The organism is Bacillus sp. A01H, assembly GCF_045277205.1.
Lineage (GTDB): Bacteria > Bacillota > Bacilli > Bacillales > Bacillaceae_G > Bacillus_A > Bacillus_A paranthracis.
This window is the reverse complement of the sequence record NZ_CP117702.1, coordinates 1111522-1124723: the sequence shown is the minus strand read 5'-3', so window position 1 is coordinate 1124723 and position 13202 is coordinate 1111522. Positions and strand designations below refer to the sequence as shown.

Here is a 13202-nt window from a genome sequence, read left to right as displayed (position 1 = left end):
TTTCCTCTCCTTTTTTAGATAATAAAAATAGACCAACTTATGGCTGCTCTGGTTTCTCGTCTATTAATTTTCGAACTAAATCTTTTAATGTGGATACTTCATTTATAAGCATTGAAACTTGCTCTTTTAATTGTTTATTTTCTTCCTTTACTTCTTTCAATTCAATATGCATCTTTTGAGTGGCTGCGATATGAATTGCCAAAGTTCCATATATATTAACAGCCTTACCATCTTCTGATTTGAATATTTCATCGGTCTCTTCTGCTATAAAACCATAATTCGCTACAATATCTTTTGTTGTGAACGGCTCTTCTCCTTCTTCTTTTCCTTCTCTCATCTTATACAACTTTTCTACTTCCGTTTTTAAGTTGTAACTCCTTGGTTGCAAAGCCATAATTTTTTCTACAGGATCAAACGGCAAATCCCTAATATTAGCTTTAATATTCTTAGTTGATTTATTGTAAAAGTTCCCATTAACAGTTAGACTTCGGCATTCCAAATCCCTAAATTCAGTACCGTTATAATTCTTAACTTGAAGAGAATTTTGATATCCCGAAACATGAGATGCTCTCACTCGTATATATGCTAGTCTTATATCAGCATTAGCATTATCATCATCAATTAAGACACTATTCTGATCAGATGGTTTATTTCTATTTCTAAAATAAAACTTACCTGCATTATTATCGTAAAAATGTTCCTCATTAGAAGCTAGCCAAATTTGAGAATGAGCCATAACATTAAAACTTTTTGTTGCTTCCATGTTAATATTGGTACCACCATTATCCCATGTAGTTTCCAACCTCATTGTTCTCTTAGCTCTTAATAACAGAAAATCATCGCTTCTTACGTTAATTAATCCCTTAGAATCTATGAGAACATGTCCACCCGCACTCAACTCTAACCTACCACCACTATCTCTAAAGAACCCTACAGTAGCATTTGTTTTAAACATATTATTACTAATTTCATTAACCATACCAATTGTTCCCCAAGCATTTGCAAAATCTGTTTTATTCGGCGTCACTTGTGTAATTGCTATAGAACCTACAGTATCTGTTGAATCTTTCCCCAAAAATAAAGAAGGCTGAACCCCACCATCATTACGCGTATAAAATCCCCAATAACTTCTTACAAGTCCATCCTCTTTTAATCGAACATTAGATTTCATTATCTCTACCCATCTAGGGTCATTCGATTGCCGGGAAGTCCTAATATTCATCCCTTCCAAAACATCCCCTTTAAGATGTTCGGCTGTAACGTATCCTACAAGGTTGATTTTATTAGCCTGGACTTGAATTTGTTCTGCAGTTTGATTGATAGATGAGATAATATTGCCCTTTTTGACTGTAGAATTAATTTCATTACTCATTACAGATAACTGAGAAGTATGCGAATCCACTAAAGCCTTACTTCCAAATTGACCGTTTGCTTCTGTTTTCGTATAAACATCATTTTTCTCAGCCTTTAAGTCAATACGATTAGATTGCTGATTGATAGTTGTTTCCATTTTAGAAACTTTACTATCAAAATCAGAAGTAGCCACTTTCTTTCCGATTTCGCCTACAAGTTGGTCATAGTTAGCATAGTCTTTCGGATTCTCCATGAAACTAGAAGGTGTAATACCTTGTTGTAGTTGCGGTTGCGATACCCACAGTCTACCTTTTTTCCAATAACTACCATTAAACGTATCATAGTAACACCTGATGCAGGAGCCGGCATAGTTACACTAATAAATTTCCATGATCCATTAGTCAGTAACGGTACAAGTTGTACAACTTTATTCGTAACCCAAGTAGAACCATTGTAAAATTCAATCATTACAAATGCTGTATTATCTATCGTAGCAACTGCATCTGTGTAGAACCATGCAGATAACACATAATCACCGGAGTTAGGAGATACAGGTAATGATTGATAGAACGCTGCATTTCTGTCTACTGTCTGCCCGGACGATTCTAATTTAACGGAATTCATACCGTCATGGTTTCTCGCTGTTTCTGGTACAGCTGTAAAGTTACTGCCGTTTGGACCGACACTCCATTTAGAAATACTCGGTTTTCTACTCGTTACAACTCCTGTAGTAGAGTTTATTACTCGGTCTTCAAATGCAGCATTAAATAGTAAGTTCGTACTTCCTACTCTACCCACATACTCTTGCATTTGAGTATCTGTTACTTTGGATTTGATTTGATTATTCAACTGTGTGATATCACTCGTGTTTTGTTGAATAATTTCCCCTTGTTTGCCCTGTGTTTGCGATAGAGTTGTAATGGTTTGTGCATTAGAATCTGTTGCTTGTTTAACTTGATTCAAGGTAGTTTGCATTGTACCTTGATCTTTTTGAACAGTTGATACAGTAGTTTTCACACCATCCACACTTTTTTCAATTTCGGTTGTTTTCTTGGTGAATTCATCGGTTGTTACTTGATCTTCTGCCGCTGGTCTATATTCAGTTGCTTTATTTCCAATTTCAATTTGCCATTCTTTAAGTTCAACCATACCTTTTACATTTCGAATTAAACTATTTAGATAACCAGTTTTAACTGCTTTATTTTTTATTGTAACAACAGCAGAATAACGAACCCAACCTTGAGAGATAGCAACTTTGTCTTCTATACGAATAGGTAGCCAAACTTGCTCATTATCTTCATATGTCACTGATAATTCCATACCCATCCAAGGGCTAGGTGTTCCCTTCGAAAAAGCTTGCGTTCTAGCCGTAATAGAAAGAGCAACTTCTTGACCTCTAATCATTTCGAAAGTATCAGGAGCAAATTTAAAAGATTTTAAATCAGTATTTGAAATGGTCGTTCCAGTGTCAGATTTAAGTGTGCCACTTGTACTTAACAGAAGGTTACGTCCACTAAATTTCATATCATCAAACTTTTTCTCCACACTACTCAACTTCTCGGTGACTTTTCCTGCTTCTTCTTTAATTTCAGTTGTTGTTTTCTTAAGCTCACTTGTTGTTCGTTGTACATCAGAAATCGTCTGTTTCGTACCTTCCACAGTCGATTCAACCGTATTTAATTTATTACTAATTTCAGTATCTTTTTTAGTTAACGATTCAATAGAAGTTTTAAATCCATCTGCGGTTTGCTCTGTTTTCGTCAGACGTTCTGTAAGCTTTCCTTGTTCGCTTTGTATGCTAGAAACAGAGGTATTAATCCCTTTAATAGTCGTCTCAATTTCTACTGTCTTTTTAGTAAAATCAGTTGTCGTAACTTGGTCTTCGGGAGCAGGCGACCACCCCATTGGAACGTTACCTTTGTATAAAGCGACCCAATTTGTTGTAACTTTACCTAAACGGTTTCCACCAGTAGGCGATAAATAACTTGCAACCGTATATTTCCCAGTCCACGTAGGGGTGAACAATGTGTATCCTGTGGAATCAGTTAATGTTTTTATCGTAAAGTTTTTACTGACATACTTCCAAGTAGGTTCATAGATGTAAATAACTAGGTATTTCCCATCATCTAGTGTTTGTTGGTCTACTCGACCATTTCCCATTAAGATATATGTTTCACCTGCAACTAAATCAATAGTTGTGATTCTTAATCCGAAACCGTAATCACTTGATGTTTGTTTGATTGCGCTGTTTGGAACTAGGTTACGTATACTGATTTCCGTATTTTCAACAGCGGTTTCTAGTTCGCTTAACTTTTGTTTTGTGCCACTTGCTGTTGTTTCAATTTCATTTGTTTTGTTTTGTAGTTTAGTTAAATCGTCATTTGTTTTCGTTAGCTCTGACTTCTCCGCTTTCTGTCTAAGAGCTTCATTCGTTTGATCCATAGATGTATTAATATCTTGGAACTTTTTAACGTTACCATTCTTATCAGTTTCATAGATTTGTTTACCAATAAATCCATTGTTAATTTCCTCTTTTGTAAACACTCCAGATTTATCAGCTTTATCTTTTAACTGTGTATTAATCCATGTTTGATCCACTTTTCCATTAACTTGCTTTTGAACATCCACTATTTGTCCAGCTATTTCTTGCGCTTTACCTTCCACACTTTGAACCTTTTGATTCAATTCTGTTTTAGCTGTTTCAATATCTTCCTTAACCTCTTTAATACTTTGCTTTAATGGTCCTGTATCTGGAGTAACCCTTTGCCATTGACCACCTTTCCAAAGTTTCTGCACCTTATTTTCAGGATCAGAACTATCTATCCACAAAGTTTTTCCATCACGTAAATTCTCAGTAGGAGCCGTTGGTTGTTCGATAATATCAACCATGTTTTGCTCCATATATTTCTGTGTTGTTTCTGCCAAATCTTTTGCTGTTTGACTTTCTTTTTGAGCTTGATCAGCTTTATCTTTAGCATCAATGATGTCTTTGTTTTGTTCTTTTACTTTATTATTTAATTGGTCAAATAACTCCTGTGGAACCTTGTCATACAATGAACTTAGTATCTTTTGATACAATCTTCGCAACTCATCATTTTGATCAACGATTTCACGATAATCACCAAACACATAGTTATCTTGTGTAGGATCTTTAAAAGATTCATCACCAGCAATAGCTCGCGCTTCAAGATATAACTTAGGTGTAAACCCTTCATCTATAATTCGGATTGTATCTCCTTCATTGATTTCTTCATGTGATAAACCAGGTACTCTTGCTATATTTTGTGCATCGACTCCGTAAGAAACAGAAGCATTCACAATCTTACTCATTTCCGTTTTCATTAGAATCAAAAGTCTCTCTGGAGACATATTTTGGTCGTCTGTTTGGGGAGTATAGAAAGCGAATTTGTGTTTTCCGTTCTCATTCCAACGCTGGTAAGCTGCATCATCCACAAGATAAGGAATACCCTTATTTATGGATGAGATTGTAATAAATTCTCCATTTTCTTTTTTTACAAAACCTAATAAGGCTGTACAAATGTTTTGAGAGTTCTCAATACGCTTAATTCCTATTAAATCTTTACCAAAGGTTACTTCTTTTCTTGTATCTCGTCCTCGTCTCTTAACCATATCCACGTAACGACCAACAATTTTAGAACCAACAACTTCAGCACGATATTGAATTTCTAATTCAAATGAAGCGGCAATTTTCTTAAGTAAATTCAATGGATCGGTAAATTCTTCAATTACCATTGAATGTGCTCCGTCATGTTCCGCTTTACCTATTTTCCACTTCATCCCTTTAAGGGCTATTTCCATACATTGTTTCAATGTTTTACTTTCTATTTTTTGTGGCTCAATAATTCCTGCTTTAGCAAGCTGAATCCATTCACCAGATGCATAAACCATTAATGATCTATCTTTAGAATCCTTTTCCGTTTCTGTAATGACGTAAGGAACGATTCTACCACCGCGTACTTCTTTTAGTACTAAATTTTGTTGTACAAGTGTTGCTGCATGATCTGTATTTTCAAATACCCTAAACTCTAGAGTATCGATATTATTTTTGATTTCCCAATGTCGTTTGTCATCCCAATAGTCTTTAGGTTGTACAGCTGAGACGATTTGATTTGTTTTAAAATCAACAACATGTAAGTCTCCACTTGGTGCACTCATCTAAATCGCTCCCTATACGTCAATTTTGCTATTCCTACATTTGCTGGACGTATTATAACTTCATTTTTCCCACGCTTTATAACAGGAAATGAACTGAATATATCTTTTAGTGCAATCGCATTTGTTCCATTGATTGTTACTAATGATCTTTCTGTGTCTATTTGAATTTTATCTCCTATATCAAAAATATAAGGTGTTACATCTTTATCAAAATGATTAATCTTGTAAAACTTAACATCTTCAATAAATGCGACTTCCATCGCATCATTATTTCCGTATTTAGTAACTGCTACAGCAATTTTTTTGGGCTTCATACTTGTGTATTTAGATGTATTGCTTATGTCTATCCAATAATCTAATTCAGTATCGTTATCAATCTCTGTATTCGTTCTATATTTAGATGCTTTAGCAAACCACTTGTTTCCCTCACGCTTCATTGACAAATGACCTCTAAAGTCATTGAACGATCCTTCACGAATACCACCTGTAGATTCGATAATTCTATAGTTATCTTTATTGACTTCGGATTCCATCCAACCTACACCAACTCTAGCGTTAATATTTTGCATAGTATTGTAGTAATCTGTTAAATCCAGCATAGTCATAACTTCATCATTGTCTCCTAGAAGGAATACAGCTACAGAACCCATCTGACCAACTCTATTAGAACGTAGTGTGAATTGACAATCCAAAATAAAATCAGTAGCATCTTGAGGGATTGCTCTAGTCATTACAGGTCCATGCCATGCGGTACCATTACCATAATCTTCAGCATAGAATGCGTAACCTTGCCATACTTTAAAACTACCTGCGGGCTGAATATAACCGATTTTTTGAGTATACGGTGTCCATTTAGTTAAGTCAGTCATTTCATCCCATAAAATACGTTCCTCTCTAGATACCACAACCGTCTGTACTGAAACTGGATAACCTAGCCTAAAGTATTCGTCACCATTCCATACATCAAGAAAAGGACTCTTTGCCCCTACAGTTATATCAATAATTGGATTAGACTCTACAGATCCTTTGTTAATAAAGTTAGACTTTAAATCACTGTTCTCAATAGCAAGAGTTTTACTTTGTACAGGACCTAATTTGTATGGCATTGGACAAATGAACTTAAGTGTACCTATTCCAAGTGTTACAAACTCATCTGGATCAAAACTTTCATCCACAACTGCTAAATATGTTCTATTGGGTTCTACATCAAAAATAAGCTCTACTGGTTGATCTGTTATTAACCAACTTGCAATTTCTTCTTTTAACATTTCCAAATCCGAATTATCAGGAACTATGATCCCTACAGGAATTGATAAAACACGCATTTCTGTTTGTGTATTTAATAATCTTGCCCCTGGATATCCTGGAGTACTTAGGAAATTCCGTTTCAATGGTGCCCAAGTTGGTCTTTTCCAACCTTTTGCAATTTGGATATACTTTTTACGTTCATTGTTAAATTTGAAAGAGCTCATTTTGACACCTCATTTCTTTATAAAATAAAAGAAACCCAAACCTAAAAGTCTGAGTTTCTTTTTGCTTCTCTATCTTGATACTCGGTTGTATATCGATAAGTACCCCGTGCAACTTCTCTTCCTTCTAAAATTACAGGCACTTCAATTGCTAGTCCACCACCTGGGACTGCAAATTCACCATTTACACCTTGACCTTGGTATAATCCGTTGGCTTGTAGTCCTATATTGCCAACATTAACTGTTGGTACTGCTGCTTCACTCATTGCTTGAGATGCACGGTTTATTATTCCAATTGAATTTTCCATACCAATCGCAAGACCAGCTCCAATATGCTTACCAACTTGGTCTCTCATTAATCTTGATGGACTGTGAATGTCAAAGAATCCAGTAAAACCATCTAGAATACTACTCCCAATAGATTTTACTTTATCTATAACCTTTCCAGCCATGCTGCCAAGACCATCAATTAAACCACTTATAATATTTTTACCAATTTTAAAGAGGTCAATTTTCCTTAATGTATCTACGATTTTAGGTACAATGTCTGTTACTATTGTAGATCCTAGTTGTCCAACCATACTTACGATACCTTTTATTAATGCCCAAATTAATTGAACACCAGCTTCAAGTATTTTAGGTAAATTCTTAATTAATTCTCCTGCCAAAGTGACAATAAGCTTTAGTGCTGCTGCTATTAATTGTGGTAACACTTGTACAATACCCACAATTAACATAAGTAAAATTTTGATACCAGCTTCAAGTATCTTTGGCAAGTTAGCGATTAATGTGGATGCTATTTTAACAATTAAATCTAAGGCTGCATTGATAAGTTGCGGTAAAACTTTTACAACCCCATCGATAATAGCCCTTAGAATTTTTATACCGGATTCAATTATTTTAGGTAAATTTGCTAGTAATGTATCTGCTATTTTCGTTATAAGGTTTATTGCTAAATCTATTAATTGCGGTAGCATTTTAATGATTCCATCTATTAAGCTAATTAAAACCTTAACACCAGCTTCAATAATCTTTGGTAGATTTGATGTAATTGCTTCAATCAAAGTTGTAATGACAGTAATAATTGCTAAAGCGATCATAGGTAAAGCTTGTGTAATACCTGTGATTAACGAAACTAATAAATTTATTCCTATTTCAATTAACTGAGGTAAAAATGACATGATCCCATTAATAATGGTCTCAATAATCGTTACAGCTATTGGAATTAATTGTGGAATCATCTGCATAATCCCATTAATTAAAGTCATGATCAATTGAAGCCCTGTCTCTATAAGCGTAGGTAATACCTGTACAATTCCGGAAATTAAGGTTTGAATAATTTGGATTCCCGTTTGAACAATCATAGGAAGATAAGTAGCAATCATTTGCGAAATTGTATTAATGATTCCAACAATGGCTTCAAGGATTATTGGAGCCGCTACAACCAAGCCATTCACAAGACTTGAAATCATTTGAGATCCAGCTTCAAGAAATTGTGGTAGTGCTGTCGTTACAAAATTAGCTATATTGGTAAAAATATTTGTTATGGTTTCAAGAATAATTCCGGAGTTTGCATTCAAATACTCTGCTATAGCTGGCAAATAACGAGATACCGAGATGAGAACACCAGGAAGCCCACCAATAATCGCCCCTGCTATAGAAGGACCAATTGTCTTAAAAATCTCTCCTAATTGGCTAAAATCTCCTGAAAATACTGCTTTTATAGCATCAAAAAGATGTAGACACGCTTCACGTATTTTAACAACAGCTAAGCCAATTTTCTCCGCTGCGGCTTGAAAACTCTCAGGTAGATAACCTACCCATTGATTCATATGATCCCCTTCAGCCGCTGTGGTAAATAGATACTTACCTAAAGCGATAAGAATCCCAATAAAGTTCTGTATACCAGTAATCACACCAGATAGACTATTATTGAAACCGTCATTTGCCTGCCATAAATGTTTCATCCACACGACTACTCCTGCTATAGCTGCGGTGGCGGCTATAAACCCTCCTACCACTAATGCAACTGGACCAGCAACAGCCCCAATACTTACACCTACTATTCCAGCTATACTGGATAAGGTGACAAATACCGGGGCTAGAGCCATGCAAGATCCAATTAATATTCCTAATGCAACAGCAATCGTTGTTAATGCTGCGGCTAATGCTGGATGCGCTGAAACCCAACTTGCAAAAGCTCCAATAACGTTAGCTACTACACCCAAAAGTGGTTCGAGTGCCATTTTTAAATCACCCATTGCCTTTTGGAACTTTATCGCTGGGCTTGCATCCATTTTTTTGATAGTTTCATTTAAGTTCTTTTGGTTCTTATCAAAATCTATAACTTTCTCAGAAGCACCAATTAATGTATTAGTGATATTCTGACCTTGATCTTCGTACATTGTCATTTTGTTATCGTAAAGGCTTTTTATCCTCTACTTCTTACAGTTCATTTCCTGTAAGATCGGCATACGTTTTCACTTATAAAGTGTCGCGGTCTCTTGGAAGGATTATATCTTTTCACCTTCTATGCTCTGCCCCTGACTATACTTCGTATAGCCTTCGGTTCAAATTAGGATTCGCACCCTCTTTGCTTCATACCGCGATTTTATTTCGGCACAATTTATCATCTACCGAAAATTTGAGCACCTATTAAATTTTTCTGCGTTGCATCTTCAACACCATCTAGAGCCTTTGCAATTTCCGTCATGGCTTGAGAACCGCCCCTACCGCCTTCAGCAACTGCTTTACCCCACTTTTGCATTTGCTCAGTAGAAATTTTTGTTCCTTTAAGTAAATCTTGAAGCGCCTTTGGAACTTCGTTTCCGAATTCAGCCGCTCTAATTCGCCCTTCTTTCAATCCGTCTAAGAGATTATCGATCATTTATATTCAGCGTGATTCGCAACGTCACGCCCGTTCTCTTATGAACTGCTATACGTCACCGTATAGATTAGACTATATCTTCAACTACTTGAGTTGCTCCCCGTTTCGAGTGTCATTTGCTTACACCCTACGTCTTTCGACTAGTCGTTGCACGTTCCTTAATTAAAAGGCTTCGCTCAGTATTGTCTCATTTGAGAGTTTCACTGAATTAAAGGAGTTTTTCAGTGTATGTCGCCATACAAGGGAACTATAATCTAATTCCATGTTCCTGTTTCAACGCCAGCTTCCATAATCGCTTGAACTTCCCTTGCGTTGTATCCAGCTCGTGTCAGCTGTCCGCCATATTCAGCGATAATATCTAATTGTTCAGAAGGAAATCCCATTTTTAACAAGGCATTTGTTAAAGCTAAAGCACTATCATTTGTTATCCCTAATTCGTTACCAATTTCATTAGTTTCTTGAATTAATTCGGTAAAATCAATACCAGCATATGAAGTTGCGATTGCTGATGCACCCTTTACAACAGCTGCATTCGCTTCATCACTTACAGTCTTATTCAAAGCCCACTGTCTACGTGTTCCTTCAAGAGCTTCTTCCACATCTACACCATAGGCTTCAACACCACGAACAGCTTGTTCAACTGATTTCTTAGATGATGCTGGGACTTCAAAAGTTACATCAATTTTCGTTTTTAATTTCGAAGTATCAAGCGCTTTTTCAATTACACCTGAGATACCACCAGCCGCCATCGCTCCACCTAACATATTTTCTAAACCGATATCTAACTCTTTGAAGCTTTTACCTGCTCTTTCAGCTTCTCGTGAAAGGTCCCTTAAATCATTTCGAACTTGTTGTATTGAATTACCATCATCAACAGAACGAAGCGCACGTTGTAACTTTTCAATATCAGCTTCTGCTCCCAATGCCTCACGACCAATAAGACCAATCGCTTGATCTAACTGTCTACTGGTAGTCGTACCACTTTTAATTGCATTCACAAGACGATTTCCTAACGCTCCTGCAAAATCATCAACACTTTTACCTGTAGCTCTAAATAATGTTTCTAATTGCCTTGTTGAACTTGCTACGCTGTCTTGTTCAGCCTTCATATTTCCAAGCTTATTTTTCAGACCATTAAGTGACCCTTCTGTAAATTCCATTTCACGCCTAAACGCACGATATTGTTCCTCAGAAATCTTTCCATTTTGAAACTGAGCTTGCACTTGTTGTTCTGCTGCTTTCAATTTATCTAGCTTTTGGGTTGTATTTTCAATTGCTTGTGTAAGTAATTGTTGCTTTTGAGCCAACGCTTCGACATTACCAGGGTTGAATTTTAAAAGACGCTCAACATCTTTTAATTCTTTGGTTAAATCATTACTTCGTTTATTTACATCTTTTAAAGCATTTTGTAACGGCTCTGTATTCCCGCCAATTTCTATCGTAATTCCTTTAATTTTTCCTGCCATTTTCTCACCTCTCTCCTTTAGAAACTATTAAAGTCTGCTTGCGTTGCTTTACGCGTTTTTTCTTGCGGTGGCTTCTGCATTTCTAAATATTCATCGATATAATCAAGGCACATACCAATTGTCATATCTTCTAAATCTGCTTTTGTAAGTTTGCATTTATAACACAAAACAAGGAACGTCTCAGTGGTGAACACATCACCCTGATTCGCTCCTTGTTGACTATTATTATTGCTATCTACAACTTTTTTTTAGATTGAATTGTGGAAGCTATCATATCTTGAATATCTTCTAAGATTTCGATGATTGGAAACTCATCAAATGAATCTAGCCAGACCATTGGCTCCGGTATCTTTGGATCGGCCGTTTTTGCCATAGTCCAAACAAGATTATAGAATACTTCGAAATCCACACTATCTAACTTACTTGGGTCTAGATTTTCCATATCGATTTTTCCAAGTGGTGCTAACTTGAGAAGTTGTGCGAAATAATCCTTTCCAAATTGCGCTTTAAATCGGACTGGTGTCCCTCCTGTACTTTTTAAACGAATGTCTTGGCCATCTACTGTAATTGTCTTCTCCATTTACTATTACGCTCCTTTTGGTGCTGCTGGTTTTTTAACGTATACTTCTTTGTACCAATTACCATAAATTGCTTGAGTTGTTTTAGATGTTGTTTTTGTTTTAACCATTGGTCTTCCACCAGGAGCTAACACGATTGGACTAGAAACAAACTTCAGTTCATTTGTATTTGGTTCGGCTGAATTTGTTTTTGTTTTAGATGCAATTGTTGGACGACTCGCTGCACAGTTATACATAACATGTCGAGTAGCGTTTATATCGCCATCGAATTCAAATAGTAATGCAAATGGTTTCCCTTTAGCATCAGCTAATTCATTTAATACACCATCTGTCTCATCTAATTGTTCGCCTAACGCATCAATAGCAAATTGTTCTGGGATAGTAGCAATGCTCAATGTTCCATCGTAACCTTGGTTATTGCTTGCTGCGTAATAAAGCATGTCATCAGCGTAGAACTCAATTAGATCTCCTCGTGGATCAAAGGTTAATTCAACCGCACCTGGTAATCGAATCGGTGTACTGAATGTAATTGCACCATCTTTAATTTCATAGAGTGCATAATGGACATTTTTCAGACCGAAAGCTACTTTATTTTCATTCATTTATATCAACCTCGTTCCGTATATTTTTTGATACATTTTTTCAGATTCAATAAAAGTCCCGTACGAGTCATAAGGAATCTCGTGATCGTCTAGGACCTTTTCAAGCTTTGCTTCTGCGACTAAATCTTTTTTAGTTGTATAAAGCTCTATATTTAAATCATTTATTTTGTGATAAACCTTGTTATCTGCCATTAGGTTTGCTGATCCATCCACAAGGAAACAAATATAAGGTGGCGCTGGGACCGGCTTCGTTGGTGTTGCTGTGAAATGCGAATAAGCCACAGGATATCCTGTAGCTTCAAGAATTTTTGTTAATTCACCTAATGTCATTATCCAAGCGCCCTTTCAATCTGTCTTGGTAATTCATTAATTACATACTCTTCAACTGGACGAATATGAACTTGACCTGGAACACGTCCACCGCCAACTTTCGCATGTCCTTTTTCTAAAAGATGTGTTAATTGCCCTTGAGTATTATGAATAACAACACCATTATCTTCTTTTTTCTTACGCCACCCTTTACGATAAGCACCTGTTTTTTTAGGACTGTTTTGTTTTAATTTATTCACAGCAACATCAGCAACTTCTTCTTGCGCTGTCAACAATTCTTCTTCCACAACATGGGCATATCTTTGTAATTCTCTAGCAAGTTCGCTCGCAAAATCATTCAT

10 protein-coding genes and 1 pseudogene are annotated in these 13202 nt (G+C 36.1%); all 11 read right to left on the bottom strand.

What is annotated here, in order from left to right:
* Positions 1-37 precede the first annotated feature (37 nt).
* Entirely contained in the window at positions 38-1546 is a 1509-nt protein-coding gene (locus tag PSR14_RS05965; RefSeq protein ID WP_262726983.1) for a tail fiber domain-containing protein, read from the bottom strand.
* A 17-nt stretch (positions 1547-1563) separates the two neighbouring features.
* Positions 1564-5529: a phage tail spike protein gene (locus PSR14_RS05960; protein WP_257230158.1), complete on the bottom strand. Its 3966-nt coding sequence runs from the start codon at positions 5527-5529 to the stop codon at positions 1564-1566.
* Positions 5526-7001 (bottom strand): distal tail protein Dit, encoded by a 1476-nt coding sequence (locus PSR14_RS05955; protein WP_169509375.1) that lies wholly within the window; start codon positions 6999-7001, stop codon positions 5526-5528. The genes PSR14_RS05960 and PSR14_RS05955 overlap by 4 nt, the downstream gene beginning before the upstream one ends.
* Positions 7002-7042: 41 nt before the next feature.
* Complete coding sequence (locus tag PSR14_RS05950; RefSeq protein ID WP_169509376.1) at positions 7043-9409, bottom strand: phage tail tape measure protein; 2367 nt, start codon at positions 9407-9409, stop codon at positions 7043-7045.
* A 218-nt stretch (positions 9410-9627) separates the two neighbouring features.
* Positions 9628-9885 (bottom strand): hypothetical protein, encoded by a 258-nt coding sequence (locus tag PSR14_RS05945; RefSeq protein WP_113733255.1) that lies wholly within the window; start codon positions 9883-9885, stop codon positions 9628-9630.
* 257 nt (positions 9886-10142) lie between these two features.
* Positions 10143-11351: pseudogene (locus PSR14_RS05940) on the bottom strand (hypothetical protein); the annotation flags it as partial.
* A 17-nt stretch (positions 11352-11368) separates the two neighbouring features.
* Complete coding sequence (locus PSR14_RS05935) at positions 11369-11518, bottom strand: hypothetical protein (protein ID WP_000338227.1); 150 nt, start codon at positions 11516-11518, stop codon at positions 11369-11371.
* Positions 11519-11586: 68 nt separating this feature from the next.
* On the bottom strand, positions 11587-11931 hold the full coding sequence (locus PSR14_RS05930; RefSeq protein ID WP_000415940.1) for a hypothetical protein: 345 nt from the start codon (positions 11929-11931) through the stop codon (positions 11587-11589).
* A gap of 6 nt (positions 11932-11937) precedes the next feature.
* Complete coding sequence (locus PSR14_RS05925) at positions 11938-12531, bottom strand: major tail protein (protein ID WP_113733089.1); 594 nt, start codon at positions 12529-12531, stop codon at positions 11938-11940.
* Complete coding sequence (locus tag PSR14_RS05920) at positions 12532-12861, bottom strand: hypothetical protein (protein WP_098214536.1); 330 nt, start codon at positions 12859-12861, stop codon at positions 12532-12534.
* Positions 12861-13202, bottom strand: coding sequence for an HK97 gp10 family phage protein (locus PSR14_RS05915; protein WP_098214535.1), 342 nt, complete (start codon positions 13200-13202; stop codon positions 12861-12863). Before PSR14_RS05915 ends, PSR14_RS05920 begins: the two co-directional genes overlap by 1 nt.